This window comes from uncultured Collinsella sp., assembly GCF_959026545.1.
Classification (GTDB): domain Bacteria; phylum Actinomycetota; class Coriobacteriia; order Coriobacteriales; family Coriobacteriaceae; genus Collinsella.
In genome coordinates this window covers 63,369-77,564 of record NZ_CAUFLV010000004.1, presented here as the reverse complement: position 1 = coordinate 77,564, position 14,196 = coordinate 63,369, and the positions used below count along the sequence as shown (strand labels likewise).

At 61.5% G+C, this 14,196-nt stretch carries 15 protein-coding genes and 4 tRNA genes; 1 reads left to right on the top strand and 18 read right to left on the bottom strand.

The window, feature by feature from the left end:
* The 9 genes from cmk to Q5Q88_RS03170 all read right to left on the bottom strand — a co-directional run bounded on the left by cmk (nt 1) and on the right by Q5Q88_RS03170 (nt 6,426).
* Complete coding sequence (gene cmk / locus Q5Q88_RS03210; protein ID WP_118653851.1) at nt 1–681, bottom strand: (d)CMP kinase; 681 nt, start codon at nt 679–681, stop codon at nt 1–3.
* Between the two features lie 11 nt (nt 682–692).
* Nucleotides 693–1,442, bottom strand: coding sequence for a pseudouridine synthase (locus tag Q5Q88_RS03205; protein ID WP_294158728.1), 750 nt, complete (start codon nt 1,440–1,442; stop codon nt 693–695).
* Nucleotides 1,443–1,503: 61 nt separating this feature from the next.
* Nucleotides 1,504–2,175 (bottom strand): SMC-Scp complex subunit ScpB, encoded by a 672-nt coding sequence (scpB, locus tag Q5Q88_RS03200; RefSeq protein WP_294158574.1) that lies wholly within the window; start codon nt 2,173–2,175, stop codon nt 1,504–1,506.
* Nucleotides 2,176–2,982, bottom strand: a complete 807-nt coding sequence (locus Q5Q88_RS03195; RefSeq protein ID WP_294122156.1) for a ScpA family protein — start codon at nt 2,980–2,982, stop codon at nt 2,176–2,178.
* 51 nt (nt 2,983–3,033) lie between these two features.
* Entirely contained in the window at nt 3,034–3,717 is a 684-nt protein-coding gene (locus Q5Q88_RS03190) for a site-2 protease family protein (protein WP_294122158.1), read from the bottom strand.
* A gap of 8 nt (nt 3,718–3,725) precedes the next feature.
* Nucleotides 3,726–4,022 carry a hypothetical protein gene (locus Q5Q88_RS03185; RefSeq protein ID WP_118653847.1) on the bottom strand — a complete coding sequence of 99 codons (297 nt, stop codon included), beginning with the start codon at nt 4,020–4,022 and terminating at the stop codon, nt 3,726–3,728.
* Nucleotides 4,009–6,018 (bottom strand): ribosomal protection-like ABC-F family protein, encoded by a 2,010-nt coding sequence (gene abc-f, locus Q5Q88_RS03180; RefSeq protein WP_294122163.1) that lies wholly within the window; start codon nt 6,016–6,018, stop codon nt 4,009–4,011. The genes Q5Q88_RS03185 and abc-f overlap by 14 nt, the downstream gene beginning before the upstream one ends.
* 69 nt (nt 6,019–6,087) lie before the next feature.
* Nucleotides 6,088–6,162, bottom strand: a tRNA-Val gene (locus Q5Q88_RS03175).
* A 188-nt stretch (nt 6,163–6,350) separates the two neighbouring features.
* Nucleotides 6,351–6,426: transfer RNA gene (locus tag Q5Q88_RS03170), tRNA-Ile, on the bottom strand.
* A gap of 163 nt (nt 6,427–6,589) precedes the next feature.
* Between Q5Q88_RS03170 and Q5Q88_RS03165 the strand changes: the two genes are divergently transcribed.
* Entirely contained in the window at nt 6,590–6,790 is a 201-nt protein-coding gene (locus tag Q5Q88_RS03165) for a DUF6019 family protein (protein WP_147352846.1), read from the top strand.
* 138 nt (nt 6,791–6,928) lie between these two features.
* On the opposite strand, the gene Q5Q88_RS03160 is transcribed toward Q5Q88_RS03165, so the two are convergent.
* The 9 genes from Q5Q88_RS03160 to Q5Q88_RS03120 form a co-directional block, all read right to left on the bottom strand.
* On the bottom strand, nt 6,929–8,194 hold the full coding sequence (locus tag Q5Q88_RS03160) for an ABC transporter permease (protein ID WP_118653935.1): 1,266 nt from the start codon (nt 8,192–8,194) through the stop codon (nt 6,929–6,931).
* Nucleotides 8,187–9,158 carry an ABC transporter ATP-binding protein gene (locus tag Q5Q88_RS03155; protein ID WP_118653844.1) on the bottom strand — a complete coding sequence of 324 codons (972 nt, stop codon included), beginning with the start codon at nt 9,156–9,158 and terminating at the stop codon, nt 8,187–8,189. Before Q5Q88_RS03155 ends, Q5Q88_RS03160 begins: the two co-directional genes overlap by 8 nt.
* A gap of 120 nt (nt 9,159–9,278) precedes the next feature.
* The gene (locus Q5Q88_RS03150; protein WP_302741745.1) at nt 9,279–10,097 is read right to left on the bottom strand and encodes a hypothetical protein; all 819 of its coding nucleotides are present in this window, start codon (nt 10,095–10,097) and stop codon (nt 9,279–9,281) included.
* Nucleotides 10,094–10,627: an RNA polymerase sigma factor gene (locus tag Q5Q88_RS03145; protein WP_302741830.1), complete on the bottom strand. Its 534-nt coding sequence runs from the start codon at nt 10,625–10,627 to the stop codon at nt 10,094–10,096. The genes Q5Q88_RS03150 and Q5Q88_RS03145 overlap by 4 nt, the downstream gene beginning before the upstream one ends.
* Before the next feature lie 168 nt (nt 10,628–10,795).
* Nucleotides 10,796–11,116 carry a hypothetical protein gene (locus tag Q5Q88_RS03140; RefSeq protein ID WP_118653841.1) on the bottom strand — a complete coding sequence of 107 codons (321 nt, stop codon included), beginning with the start codon at nt 11,114–11,116 and terminating at the stop codon, nt 10,796–10,798.
* Nucleotides 11,117–11,625: 509 nt separating this feature from the next.
* Nucleotides 11,626–11,698, bottom strand: a tRNA-Ala gene (locus Q5Q88_RS03135).
* Nucleotides 11,699–11,722: 24 nt separating this feature from the next.
* Nucleotides 11,723–11,798 (bottom strand) — tRNA-Ala (locus Q5Q88_RS03130).
* A 51-nt stretch (nt 11,799–11,849) separates the two neighbouring features.
* A complete protein-coding gene (locus tag Q5Q88_RS03125) occupies nt 11,850–12,302 on the bottom strand; it encodes a GNAT family N-acetyltransferase (RefSeq protein ID WP_118653830.1) in 453 nt (150 codons plus the stop codon).
* A gap of 80 nt (nt 12,303–12,382) precedes the next feature.
* Nucleotides 12,383–14,092: a proline--tRNA ligase gene (locus Q5Q88_RS03120; protein WP_118653829.1), complete on the bottom strand. Its 1,710-nt coding sequence runs from the start codon at nt 14,090–14,092 to the stop codon at nt 12,383–12,385.
* Between the last annotated feature and the right edge of the window lie 104 nt (nt 14,093–14,196).

The following is a 14,196-nucleotide window of genomic DNA, read 5'->3' as shown; positions in this document are numbered from 1 at the left end:
CTATCTCCGTTCCGCAATGAGCTGCTCGATCTTGTCCACGATCTGCTCGATGGTGTAGCTGGTGGAATCGATGCGTACCGCATCGTCGGCGCAGACCAGAGGAGCGGTTTCGCGCTGGGAGTCGAGTGCGTCGCGGCGTTCGATGTCCGCGAGCGTCTGCTCGACTTCCGCCTGGATCTGGGCCTCGTCAACGTGCTCGCCCTCATGACGCTGCAGCACACGGCGACGCGCGCGCTCACGGGGGTCGGCGGTGAGAAACACCTTGAGCTCAGCCGCGGGAAACACGACCGTTCCGATGTCGCGACCTTCCGCCACGACGTCGCGATCGAGGGCGAAGCGGCGCTGGGGATCGAGCATGGCGCTGCGGACGCCGGGGTTCGCAGCGGCAGCGGATACGTTGCGATCGACCTCGGGCGTGCGAATGGCCTCGCTCACGTCCTCGCCATCGACGAAGACCGATACGTTTCCGTGCGACTCGCCACCGAACGTGATGTGTATGTCGCGTGCGAGCTGGGCGACCGCATCGACATCGGCGAGGTCGATGCCGCGACGAAGCGCGGCCAAGGCCACGGAGCGATACATGGCTCCCGTATCGAGCTTGGAGAAGCCGAACCGCGATGCGACCTCTCGGGCAATCGTCGATTTACCAGATCCGGCTGGTCCGTCGATGGCGATGATCATTTGTTCTCCTTCTACTTGAGTCCATTGGTGAGGAGCGAAACTTCGTACTCGGTCAATTCGCGCCAAGACCCCGAGGGCAAATCGCCGAGGTCGAGATCACCAAAACGCGCGCGGTGGAGCCTGAGAACCGGATGTCCGACTTTGGAAAGCATGCGCTTGACTTGGTTCTTACGACCCTCGCGTATGGCGATCTCGACCGCCGAAGTACCGTGCGGTATTCCCCGAGGCGCGACCTCGTGAGCCTCACGCTTGCCTATGAGACGGCAACGGGCGGGTTGACAGGGTCCGTCATCGAGCGTGATGCCGTGCCTCAGCATCTCCAGGTCGCCGTCATCCAGCTCGCCGTCCACCAGGGCCACGTAGGTCTTCCACACGTGATGGGATGGATGCAAAAGCATTTGGCCCAGATCGCCATCAGTGGTGAACAGAAGCAGCCCCGTGGTGTCCATATCGAGTCTCCCAACGGGAAAGAGACCCGGGTATGCGTGGCGCGGAACGAGATTCGCGACGGTGGGGCGACCGTGGGGATCGCTCATGGTGGTCAATACCCCTGCCGGTTTGTTGAGCATGATATATGCCGCGCCGAGACCCAGAACCACGGGGACGTCGTCGACGGTGACGGCGTCACGAGCGGGATCGACTTTGGTGCCGAGCTCGGTCTTGACCTCGCCGTTAACGCGAACACGGCCGGCTGTCATGAGCGCTTCCGATCCTCGCCTACTCGCCACGCCGGCGCGCGCGAGAAAACGCTGCAAGCGCATGGGTACGAGGCGCTCGTCATCGGGGTGGACCTTCGCGGTATTTCGGTTCGGCCCCTGCTCGCTACACATCGAAATCCTCGTCGACGTCCCCATCGATGAGCTCACGCTCCTCCTCGAGGTCCTCATCGACCTCATCGAGCGTCGATTGGATGGAGCGGCCCGAGAGGCGCTCGCGGATAAATTGACGCGCCTGTTCATCGGGGGCGAACTGCTCAAGATCGGGCAGATCGCGCGTGCTGCGCAGGCCGAACTTCTCCAAAAACGCATTGGTCGTTCCATAGATGATGGCCTGGCCCCGCTGGGGGTCGCGTCCCATCTCGCGAATTAGACCCTTGTCGACGAGTGACGAGATGACGCCGTCGGAGTTGACGCCGCGAATGCCCTTGACCATTTCGCGTGTGACGGGTTGGTGGTACGCGATGACCGCGAGCGTTTCCAGCGCGGCCTGAGATAGCTTTTGGGTGTCCCAAGACAACACGAACGCTTCAACCTGCTCATGGAAGGCGGGGTGCGTGAACAAGCGCCATCCGCCGGCGACCTCACGGAGCTGAAAGCCGCGGTTCGCCTCCTCATACTCGACTTTGAGCTCGGCCAGCAGAGAGGCGACCTCGCCGGGCGCAACGTGGAGCACCGCGGAGAGTTGGCTTGCGCTCACCGGGTCGCTCGAGACGAGCAAGAGCGCCTCGAGAGCGCCTTTCAGTGAGTTCTCGGCGAGTGATTCCAAGTTGTCCATTTAGTCCTCCTCGTCAAAGAGGGAGCCGTCATCGGGGTGGTACGCGGGCGCGCCCTCAACACGGTCGATGCGAATGGTGCCGAAGTTCTCATCCTGCTCAAGCAGGAGCGATCCGCGCTTGGCGAGCTCGAGAATGGCGAGAAACGTGGCGACGATCTGCTCGGTGGTGGCATCGCCGTCGAGCAGATCCCTGAACGTCATATGGGGACGCGCCGTGGTAACCCGATCGACCGAGGCGACGGTGAGCTCGATGGGAATGCGGTGCGGAGCGACGTGTTCGGCTTCGAGCAGGAAGGTCTCGCGCTTACCGTCCAAGTCCGCGCAGATGACCGCCAAGCCCCTCAACGTGATGCCGGCGAGGTAGTCGGGCATGAGGTTCAAGAACTCTGGATCGGGACCGGCAACGCGGGGATGCATGCGGTTCTCGGACTCCATACGCGCGCCAAGGGCCGCAGCAGCGCCCTTGAACTGCTTGTAGGCGATGAGACGCTGGATGAGCACTTCGCGTAGCGCGTCGCCGTCGAGCCCCTCGAATTCATCATCGAGATCTGCGTCGTCGCGGGAATTCGGGTGCTCGTCATCGGGAACGAGAGAAGACGCCTTGATATCGAGCAAGGTCGCGGCAACGAGCAGAAAGTCGCTCGCGACATCGAGGTCAAGTGCCTCGATCCGCTCGACCTCGGCCAAGTACTGCTCGGCGACCTCTGCGATGGAAATAGATCCAATATCGACCTTTTGCCTGGTCACCAATTGCAGCAGCAAGTCGAAGGGGCCCGAGTAGCCCTGCGTGGAAACGCGATAGGACACCAAACTCCCCCTTCTCATCGCGCATGCACATACAGAAAATAGTTTAGCGCACTACATCCCGAGCGCGAAGCGGACGAGCAAGAGGTACAGGGGATCGACCGTCAAAGAGAAATACCAATCCAAGATATCGATATGCACAAGGCTGGGAAGGATGTAGAGCACCACGATGAGGATGGGCATCGAGTAGCGCTGGATCTCATAGTACGTCTGCAGCGCGCGTCCTTTGAGAAACGGAACGAGGATCGACGAACCGTCGAGCGGGGGCAGCGGGATGAGGTTGAAAAACGCAAGGGAGAGGTTGACGGAAATGCTCGTAAAGGCAAAGCCAATAACCGCATTGACAACCGCACCGCTGTAGGGATCCATGAGCGTGGCACCGGGGATGCCGCGCAAGATGAGCGCCGCGATTCCGGCAAGCAGGATATTGGACGCTGGGCCAGCAAGCGATATGAGGACCTCATCGCGGCGCGGATGCTTGAGGTTGTTCAGATAGACCGGAACGGGTTTGGCGAACGCGAAGACAGGACCTCCGGCGAGAATCATGATCAATGGAAGTAAGACCGTTCCAAAGGGATCGATATGCTTGAGCGGGTTGAGGGAGAGCCTTCCCTGGGACCGGGCGGTCCTGTCTCCGAGCACATAGGCCGCGAGGGCGTGGGCACTCTCGTGTACGACGATGCCGACGATCAGCGCAAGCGCGCTGGTGAGAAGGCTCAGCAAATACGGGAAATTCATGAGGTCTCCTAGCGCAGCGCCCGAGAGATGCGGACGCAGAGGTAATCGATGACGAAGAACGCGACGGCCATGCAGGCGAAGTCGAAGCGGAACACGCCGCCAAAGGGGGTGGCGATGAGCCCATAGCCCGAAATCATCGCGGGAAGCGCCTGGGTGAGCTCGACCACGAAGGTCACGATGTTGAGTTTTGCGGCAACGCCGTTAAAGCAGAGCGCAACGGTCAGTGCGCACAGGGCGCATGCGATGACGCGACAGGCGAACCCGATGACGGAAAGGGCGATGGCACCAGCCTTACGCGCATCCACGAGCAGTCTCTTCCTCGATGATGGTCGAAAGCTCGAGCCATTCGTCCTCCAAGTCGGGCAATTCCTGCTTGAGGGCGTTGTATTCCCCGAGCGCCGCGCTGAACTTTTCTTGGTCGGCGTACAACTCCTCGCTCGCCATCAGCTCCATGAGCTCATCGTAGCGGGCACGTTTGACCTCGAGCGCAGCCTCGACGTTCTTGAGCTTGTCCTTGGTTCCCTTGAGTCGGCGATTAAGCTCGGCGCGTGCCGCCGCCTCTGCCCGACGCTGTTCCTTGGTCTTTTTGCCCTCGCGTACGGGCTCGGCTGTTGATTCAACATTGGTTAAAGGAGCTTTGCTTGGTAACGGCGTGACGGGCAGGTGACCCTCCGCTGCGCGCTGCGCCAAGTCCTCTCGCTTGTAGAGGTAATACTCGTAATCACCGTCGATGACGGTCATCTTGCCGTTCCTGATATCGACAACACGATTGGCGACCGATCGGACGAGGTGCTCGTCGTGCGAGATGAGCACAATAGTGCCGGGGAAGCTCTTGAGGGCGTTTTCGAGCATGTCGACCGAGTCGATGTCGAGGTGGTTTGTGGGCTCGTCCAGGCACAGGAGTGCCTCGGGAGCGACCAGCATCTTGGCGAGCGCAAGACGCGCGCGCTCGCCGCCGGAGAGGACTCCGACGCGTTTGTCGACATCGTCGCCGGCGAAGAGGAAGGCGCCAAGCAGGCTGCGTTGTTGCGGAACGGTCCAGGTGGGGGCGACCGAGTCGATCTCCTGAAGGACGGTGTTGCCCTCTTTGAGCCCCTCGAGCTGATGCTGGGCGTAATACGCCACGCCCACATGGGTGCCGAGCGTACGCGTGCCAGTGGTTGGGGCCTCCTGCCCTATGAGCATCTTGAGAAGCGTCGACTTGCCCGCTCCGTTTGGGCCCACCAGGGCCACACGGTCACCGCGGTACAGTGTGAGGTTTGCATCCTCATAAAGGACCTTGTCGCCGTAGCGCTTGGAGAAGTCCTCAAGCTTGATAACCATATCGCCGGAGCGAGGAGGATCGGGGAACTTGAAGTTCACGTGCTTGTGGCCCTCGGGAAGGATGACGAGCTCGCTCTTGATCTGCTCGATGCGGCGCATGCGTTCTTGCGCTTGCGCGGCCTTGGTGGGCTTGTAGCGGAACTTATCGACGAACACCTGCATGTGGGCGATCTCGCGCTCCTGCGCGGCGCGCTTGGCGCGCATCTGCTCGAGGTTGTCCTCTCGCTGCTTGAGATAGGAGCTGTAATTGCCGGTGTAGGTGGTGATGCGGCGGTTCTCAAGTGCCGCAACGTGATCCACACAGGCATCCATGAAGGCGCGGTCATGGGAGACGATGAGCACGGCGCCCTCGTAGGCCGATATGAAACCACGCAACCACTGGACGCTTTCGAGGTCCAAGTGGTTGGTGGGCTCGTCGAGCAGCAGGACATCGGGGTGGCGCAAGAACAATTTTGCCAGCGCGATGCGCATCTGCCAGCCGCCGGAGAACTCCGAGCAGGGCTGCTCGAAATCGGTCGGCTTGAAACCCAGTCCAGCGAGAATTTGACGCGCATTGCTCTCGAGCTCGTAGCCACCCAAACGCTCGAAGCGGTCCTGCACATGACCATACTCGTCAAGCATGGCCTGAGGGACCTCGCCAGACTCTCCGGCCTCGGCAATCTTGAGCTGAAGCTCCTCGGCGCGCTCCCCCATCGTCTTGATTTCGATCGCAGCGTCCATAACCTCCCGGATGATGGAGGTGGCACCGGCGAGCTTGGTCTCCTGCTCCAGATAGCCGACATTTGTGTCCTTTGCGAAGGTCACGGATCCGGCATCGGGGTTGTCGAGGCCCATGATGATCTTGAGGAGGGTCGTTTTGCCTGCACCGTTGGGGCCGACCAGCGCGTAGCGCTCACCAGCGTTCACCTGTAGCGTAGCCCCGGTGAAGAGGGTGCGGGAACCGAACGATTTCTCGATCTTGTCGACCAGGAGAATCATGTCAACCTCACTTTGCACATGCGCGTGATAGCAAAAAGGCTCCAGTTCCCTGGAGCCTTAAATGTTTGATGGTGGGCGATACAAGATTCGAACTTGTGACCCCATCCGTGTGAAGGATATGCTCTACCCCTGAGCCAATCGCCCGTGCTTTTCAGCAAGGAGAATACTAGCATGGATGCGAGCCTTAGTGCAAGAGGTAATTTGAAAAGCCCGGAGAGAGTCGCGCTGAAGGCCCCAGCCGTAACCAGACGCCGATCGACACCAGTAGATACGAAGCTGAATTCCACACGTAAACCAAAAAGGCCAGGCACGCGGCCTGACCTTAGGTTTCATGGTGGGCCCTCCGGGATTCGAACCCAGAACCCAGGGATTATGAGTCCCCTGCGCTAACCGTTGCGCCAAGAGCCCGTATGCAGTGCCACGACGGCTTCGATGAGAAAAAGGATCGCTCCCAAATGCCGTGACCCGTCGATAGATACTATCATGCGCCGCCGTCGCATTCAACGCGCGATTATGGCCTCGAGACCCGCACACCCCTCTTCCTGGGGACTATGACGTCAATTGAGTGGCAATGCAGAAGATTGGAAATAGCATGGTTCCGTCAGAACTGGCCCCGTTACCTGGCTTGCTCTTTGCGCTCTTACCCATTGCGATGCTGTTCGCAGTGGGCTATTTCCTCAGTAAGGCCGCAGTAAAGAACGGTATCAAAGAAGCACTTCGCGACATCGGTGGCATCAATAGTCTTACCAATTCCAACTCCAAAGACGCCTAGACCCTGCGACCGCATCCTCAAGCAAAGACAGCGGATCGAAGGTTTACAGCAAATCCCCAAGGGCGTCCGCATCCTTCTGGGGTATCTCGAAATCGAGGGTGAGTTCGAGTGGCTTGCGCAGCTCGTCTGCCGGTGCTCTCACGCCACCTGGTGACGACACCATGCTCGCCACGCAACGGGCACGCCCACCACAACCAGCGCGCAGTACACCAGGGCCGCCGTGCCGATGAGGTCGAGCACGACCGGTCCGAGCGGGTATGAGAACAGCGACGCGAACAGGTCGAACGCGGACTGCAGGCCCATGGGGAACAGCGTGAATACGTGGCGCAGGAGGCCGCTGCCGGCAGAGGGCAGCAGGCCGCTCACGAACAGGACCACCACGTCGGTCACGATGATTGCGAGCGTGGAGGGGGTTAGCGCGGAGAGCGCAAGCGTAAGGGCGAGCATGCCGAGCATGACGAGGTAGAAGACGCCCACATACATCGCCGCCGCCTGCCACATCGTGAGCGCGTACGGCGAGGCGAGGGCGTAATTCTGGATGGGCAGACTCGCGCCCTCGGCACCATAGAACACCAGCGACACGCCGCAGATGATCGCCACGCCCAGCGCGAACAGCACCGTGGCGTACAGGATGGCCGCCAAAAGCTTGGCGCTCACGAGCCTGCCGCGCCCATATCGCGCCGAGAGCAGGACAGCATCGGTTCCGTCGCGGTATTCGGAGGCGAACAGGGGCGTCACCGTCACGCACATCGCGAAGACAATGAACACGAGGAACGCGGCGCAATCGAGGATGTTGTCCCAGCCTCCCGCCCAGCCGTACGTCAGGGGCTCGGGGACGCCGTCTTCCATCTGGGTCCAGTACGCGCGCTCCGCGGGCGAGTACACCCACTCCCCTCCCATGCCCTCGTCGAGCGTGACCTGCAGGCTGTCTGCAAGAGCTCCATAGAAGTCGAGCGCCATCTCGGGCGTCACGCGGGAGGCGTACTGGTACGGCTCCAGCCCTTTGACTGCCCAGGGTTTGAGGATCGTGATGTAATACGGATCGTATAACTCAAGGCGCGTGGCATCGTCGTAGGTCTCGGCCACAACCTCGTATGCCGTGGCGTTGGACATCTCCGCAAGCTCCTCGGGATCGAGTTTCTCATAGGCGATGTCCTGATAATGCGCGATGTCGGCGGCTACGCGTTCAGGCGTAAGCTCGCCTGCGCGCGCCTCGGTGACATCGCGGCGATGCGCGATGGCTGTGGGCCCGGAGAGAATCTCCCCGATGTTGCCCTCGGTCTTGGTCTGGACCACGTTGAGTCCCATGACGACGGTCAGCATGAGCAGCATGCCCACGTTCGCCACAATCGCTACGCGACGGGTGAGCATCTTCTTGAGCTCGAACTTGATAAGGCTACGCATGGCGCCCACCTCCAAAATGAACCCCGCGGCGACGGGAGCAGCGCTGCCCCTCGACCGCTGTCACGGGCACGGCGGCGCCGGTGTGCTCGGCACCGCTCTCGTCGAATACGTGCAGGTACAGGTCCTCGAGCGTCGGCGCGACGGGGACGGCAGAGAGTTCGGCGACGTGTGGTTCTGACGAGAGGAACCGTACCGTTGCCATGCCGTCGCCGTCGTGGTGCACGTTCACCACGGGCACCCGCGAAGCCAACTCATCGGCTTTGCGGACAGGGACACGCGCCTCCCAGACCATGCCCTTCACGCCGCGTACGACCTCCGCAGGGCTCCCCTGCATGATGAACGACCCGGCGCGCATCATGAGGATGCTGTCAGCGATGTATTCCACGTCCGACACGATGTGCGTGGAGAGCAAGACGATCTTATCCGTGGCGAAGCCGGCGATGAGGTTGCGGAAGCGCACGCGCTCCTTGGGGTCAAGCCCGGCCGTGGGCTCGTCGAGGACGAGGACGTCCGGGTCGTTGAGGACCGCCTGCGCGATGCCGAGTCGCTGCTTCATGCCTCCAGAGAACGTGCGGATGCGGCGGTGCTCCTCGCCCGCAAGGCCGACCCGGTCGAGAAGCTCAAGCGACCGGGCGCGAGCGGCGCGGGCGTCGACGCCCTTGAGTGCCGCCATGTACTCCATGAAGTCCAGGGCGGTGAACTCCGGGTAGTAGCCGAAGTCCTGCGGTAGGTACCCCAGCCGCGCGCGGTACTCCCCGCCCAGCTCGGCGATCGAGCGGCCGTCCAGGCTGATCTCACCGGAGGATGGGCGCAAAATCCCGCAGATCATGCGCATGATGGTCGTCTTTCCTGCGCCATTGGCGCCGAGCAGGCCGTAAACCCCGGGGCGCAGGCGCGCGCTCACCCGGTCGACGGCGATCTTGGGACCGTACTGCTTGGTCAGCCGGTCGAGTACGAGCTCCATCGTGGGCTCCTTTCGATTCGTATCGATATACAGCAGGTATTCGTGGGCGGATGCTTGGGCGGCGATTACGCCAGGCGGGCGCCTGTGCAGCGACACCGTAAGGCGAACGGTCGGGCGGCGTTACCGCCAGGCGGGCGTCCGCCGCGTCTCGGGAATGAATCCGGATGCGCCGGCACCGACCCAGGCGCGGACCTCACGGGTGCACCACACGCCCGCGACGGCGCACACAAGGATCCACATCCAGGCGCTCGTCTGAGCATATGCCGAGGGTGCGGCGTAGAAGAGCATCGCGCCGGTCGCCGTGACGGCAGAGGCCCATGCGATGGCCGCGCCGCGCGCATCCGGGCTTGAAACGCGTCGTGCACACATAAGACCGCCCGCGCAGGCGATGAGGTACGGCGCACCCATGAGCAGCAACGCCCGCGCGACACCAACGCCTTCAATCCCCGACGCAACGGCTCCAACCGCGAGGACGAGGGCACTCGCAAGACCCATCAGCAGCAGCCGCGCAACGACCACGGACACCGCGTTGAACGGGCAAGCGGCTTCTAGCTCGCCCATGCCGAAGGGCTTTGAGCGCGTGACGCTCGCAAGGCAGACGAGCGCCGTCAGGCCACCCGCGGCAGAGAGCACCTGGGAGCCCAGCGGCCCCTCCGTCTCGACATGGGGAGCCACGGCCGTCAACAAGGCAACGAACGCAAATGCGGTCCAGACCACGGGGCGCGTGAAGCGCACTTGGGCAAAAAGGAATCCTCCCAACTGCATATGCGGGGACGGCGCGCTCCCCTCTAGTGTCAACTCGCGCTCACAGGCGCTTGCGCACTCCTCGATGAGCTCGGAGCGACCGTTCGACCCCTGTTCACTTAAGAACAGCTCGCGATCCGAGCGATACAGCGCCGAAAGATCCCGCTCGAGCGCATCCTCTCGGTTTCCCTTCATTTCACGTCCTCCTCTCCCGATTTCAACAGTTCTCGCAAGGCAGCGAGCGCGCCCTCGAGTCTGCGCCGAGCAGCGAATCTGCTGATGCCCATCACCCGTCCAATCTCGGCGAAGGTGAGCTCCTGGTCGAACCGCAGCTCGAGGACTTCGCGCTCCTCGGCAGTCAGTAAGGCGATCGCATGGCGCAGGCCATCCATTCCGGCTGGCGAGAAGATCTCGGTGTCCGAGGGCGCCGGATCTGCCAGAACCTCGTCGGTGGGCAGTTCGTCGGTCGCCCGCACACGGGCCCGAGCCGCGTCCACGCAAACGTTTCGGGCAATCGTGAGCAGGTACGCCAGCGGTTTGCCCGCGTCACGATAGCTCTTTGCCGTTCGCACGAACCGTAGGAAGACCTCCTGGGCGGCGTCCTGTGCCTCGTCCGCGCTTTCGGTGTGCCGACGACAGTACGCGAGCACGTCATCGTAGTGGTCCTCTATGAGGGCCCGAACTTCCGCGGCGTTCAATCCGCGCTGCGGATACGCCACGCGCATCACCTCCTCTCACCCTAGATAACGAAGCGGGCGCCCCACATGAGCGCCCGCACACAGGTTCTACATAGAATAGAGCAAGGAAAAGGATCGGATTACACTGGACGGAACGGCTCTTCGAATGCGGGAATCCCACGTGACCGCGCGACCGTTTCAGCCGGTTTGTGCGTCCTACCCGCGGAAGCGCCCGCGAACGAGCGCAATGGCATCGAGACCGTACGTCAGCACAACTAGAACGATCGCACAGAACACGTAGGCGTCGATCGTGTCGTAAAAAGATGATGCCTCGAGGGCGTGCGCGTATGTTTGCAGCCCCACGAGAACCCCAACCAAGGAGAGCGCGGCGCTCAGACCGCTGGCGAACACGAGTGTGGGCATCGCCTTCGTCCGTGCGGCGAGGGCCGCCACCAAGGCAAGGCCAACGGCGATCATACCCGGAACAAGCTGAGTGACGAGGGTGACGATCCCGGACGTCCAATCAATGGCCACCATGGAAACTCCCTTCACAGGCAGTACTGGTAATTCACGTATACCCTTACCCCCCCCTCAATACGCAGCGAGAAGAATGCGCGAGAACCACAGAATCGGCGGCCAATAAGATGGCGTCGTTTGTATACGGGAATAGAGGGCTGCGCAATAGGTATGCGGACTCTTGATGCTTCGCGGCCGCGACCGAGCATGGATGCGGAGCGCACTGCGACGGGAGGCTTAGATTTGATAAGAAGCGGGACCGTTTAGTTTTGGCCCGTTTTCGGTGATTTGGATATCCTAAGTGCAAAGGTTCGCTACGGGCGATAGTTTTGGATGGTTTGGACTCCCCTGCGGCGGCCCCAACATGCGACGGTGAACAAAAACCCAGGAAACGATTGCCAGAGACCCTGGAAAGCGGCTTAATACCTTCAAAACTATCGCCAGAGGCGACCCTTTTGCTTTGAAACGCATTATCAACCCTAGCTATGAAAAAGACCGGAGATGAAAACCCCGGCCTTAAATCTCATGGGTGGAGACGAGGGGGATCGAACCCCTGACCTCTTGACTGCCAGTCAAGCGCTCTCCCAGCTGAGCTACGCCCCCATGAACAGAGAAGAAAGATGCAAGTGGTGGAGACGAGGGGGATCGAACCCCTGACCTCTTGACTGCCAGTCAAGCGCTCTCCCAGCTGAGCTACGCCCCCTTGCAACGAAGAAGTACTATACGGGAACCATCGAGGATGTGCAAGCACAAATCAGAACTTTTTTCTGAGCCTCATATACAGTAGAGGGAACGGCATGCCCTGCTCGTCTACATCCGAGCGGTCGTAGACCTCAAAGCCCATATGTTCGTAGAATCCACGAGCAAGCGGGTTTTGCTCATTGACCGTCAGCTTGCGCACACCCAACCTTTCGATTCCATATTCAAGAAGACGCTTGCCGACTCCCACTCCCCTGGAGGAATCTGAAACGAACAGCATCTCGAGCGTGCAGTCGTTCACCCCCATGAACCCGATCGGCTCACCCAGCGAACCACGGGCGACGACGAGGTCGGGAACACCTTTGAGCGCAGTCGGAACATACCGCTCAATCTGCAATATGTCCTCGCCCGTTAGAAAGTCATGTGTTGCGCGCACGGAGCTGTTCCACACGACGCATAAATCCGAAATCAGCGTTAAGTCGCGACTCTCTACAACCTCGATTTGCACGGCCTCCCCTTACAAGAAAATGGGGCGCGAGGAACTCAGCCTCACACCCCACGCGTGTTTGATACGATCTCGAAGCAGTACTAGCGGCGCTGAGAGATCACGAGTTCAGAAACTTTGCCGGCGACCTCGTCGATGGCGACGTCCTCACGCTCGCCGGTGGCGCGGTCCTTGAGCTCGACCGTCCCGTTCTTGAGGCCGCGCTTGCCCAGGACGATCTGGTACGGGAAGCCCATGAGGTCGTTGTCGGCGAACTTGACGCCCGGACGAATGTCGCGGTCGTCCACAATGACCTCGATGCCAGCAGCACAGAGCTCCGTGGTCAAGCGATCGCAGACCTCGGCGCACTCCGGAATCGTGGGGTCGAGCGGCATGATGGAAACCTCGTACGGGGCAATAGGGACGGGCCAGATGATACCGTGCTCGTCGTGGTGCTGCTCGACGGAGGCGGCAAGGGTGCGGGACACGCCCACGCCGTAGCAACCCATCAGGAATGGCTTCTCAACGCCATCCTCGTCGGCGAACGTCGCTCCCATGGCCTCGGAATACTTGGTGCCGAGCTGGAAGACCTGAGACACCTCGATGCCGCGCGCGCCGGAGAGGGGCGCGCCGCAGTGAGGGCAGGGGTCGCCGGCGACGACCGTGATGAGGTCCTCCCATGCGTCCGCCTCGAAATCGCGACCCGGGCAGGCACCGGTGAAGTGGTAATCGACCTCGTTGGCACCGCAGGCCCACTGCTTGGAATCACGCAGGGTGACATCGCACACGAGGCGGATGCCCTCGGGCAGATTCACCGGCCCGATGAAGCCCTTGTGCAGGCCATAGCCCTCAAGCTCCTCGTCGGTCATCATGCGGTAACCCTCGCCAAAGACATGTTCGGCCTTGCAGTCGTTGAGCTCGTGGTCGCCAGGGACGATGGCCACAACCGGGTGCCCGTCCGCATCGATAAGGGCGAGTGCCTTACGCGTGCCGTTCTCGGGGAAGCCGAAGAACTCGGCCACCGCGGCAATCGTGCCCATGCCGGGCGTGTGGACCTTCTGCAGCGTGCCGTCGCCGGGGCCCTCAGTCACCGCAACCGTGGTGGAAGCGGCCTCATCGTCGGCGGCATAGCCGCAATCATCGCAGTACACGAGCGCAGCCTCGCCCGCGTCGGCGAGTGCCATGAACTCGACGGAGGTATCGCCACCGATCTGACCGGAATCGGCCACCACGGGCAGGGCCTTGAGGCCACAGCGCTCGCAGATGTTCGCGTACGCCTGCTTCATGGCATCGTAGGTCTCCTGCAGGGACTCCTGCGTAGCGTTGAAGGAGTAGCCGTCCTTCATGATGAACTCGCGGCCGCGCATGAGGCCAAAGCGCGGGCGCATCTCGTCGCGGAACTTGTCCTGGATCTGGTACAGGTTCACCGGCAACTGCTTATAGCTCTTGAGCTCGTTCTTGATGAGGTCGGTGACGGTCTCCTCATGCGTGGGACCGAGCACGAACTCGCGGTCATGACGGTCGGAGATGCGCATGAGCTCGGGGCCGTACGCGTTGTAGCGGCCGGACTCGTGCCACACCTGGGCATCGACCATGATGGGCATGAGCAGTTCCTGGGCACCCGCGGCGTCCATCTCGTCGCGGACAATATCCTCGATCTTGCGCAGCGAGCGCCACGCGAGCGGCAGATAGCTGTAGAGGCCCGCGGCCTGCTTGCGGATCATGCCGGCACGCAGCATCAGGCGATGACTGGCGAGTTCAGCCTCTGCCGGGTCCTCCTTGAGCGTGGGGGCATACAGATGAGACATCTTCATGGCGCGAGTCTTAGACACGACGACCTCCTTGAGTAAACAAATGCAACTTGAACATGATAGCAGGTAACGAATCTACACGCCCCTCCGGCGCGGGCCCATCACAT

Bases quoted from the DNA above. Each gene is read 5' to 3' on its own strand.
- cmk (WP_118653851.1), bottom strand. From the start codon at position 681: ATGATCATCGCCATCGACGGACCAGCCGGATCTGGTAAATCGACGATT.
- Q5Q88_RS03205 (WP_294158728.1), bottom strand. From the start codon at position 1,442: ATGCGCTTGCAGCGTTTTCTCGCGCGCGCCGGCGTGGCGAGTAGGCGA.
- scpB (WP_294158574.1), bottom strand. From the start codon at position 2,175: ATGGACAACTTGGAATCACTCGCCGAGAACTCACTGAAAGGCGCTCTC.
- Q5Q88_RS03190 (WP_294122158.1), bottom strand. From the start codon at position 3,717: ATGAATTTCCCGTATTTGCTGAGCCTTCTCACCAGCGCGCTTGCGCTG.
- abc-f (WP_294122163.1), bottom strand. From the start codon at position 6,018: ATGATTCTCCTGGTCGACAAGATCGAGAAATCGTTCGGTTCCCGCACC.
- Q5Q88_RS03165 (WP_147352846.1), top strand. From the start codon at position 6,590: ATGCAGAAGATTGGAAATAGCATGGTTCCGTCAGAACTGGCCCCGTTA.
- Q5Q88_RS03160 (WP_118653935.1), bottom strand. From the start codon at position 8,194: ATGCGTAGCCTTATCAAGTTCGAGCTCAAGAAGATGCTCACCCGTCGC.
- Q5Q88_RS03155 (WP_118653844.1), bottom strand. From the start codon at position 9,158: ATGGAGCTCGTACTCGACCGGCTGACCAAGCAGTACGGTCCCAAGATC.
- Q5Q88_RS03150 (WP_302741745.1), bottom strand. From the start codon at position 10,097: ATGAAGGGAAACCGAGAGGATGCGCTCGAGCGGGATCTTTCGGCGCTG.
- Q5Q88_RS03145 (WP_302741830.1), bottom strand. From the start codon at position 10,627: ATGCGCGTGGCGTATCCGCAGCGCGGATTGAACGCCGCGGAAGTTCGG.
- Q5Q88_RS03140 (WP_118653841.1), bottom strand. From the start codon at position 11,116: ATGGTGGCCATTGATTGGACGTCCGGGATCGTCACCCTCGTCACTCAG.
- Q5Q88_RS03120 (WP_118653829.1), bottom strand. From the start codon at position 14,092: ATGAAGATGTCTCATCTGTATGCCCCCACGCTCAAGGAGGACCCGGCA.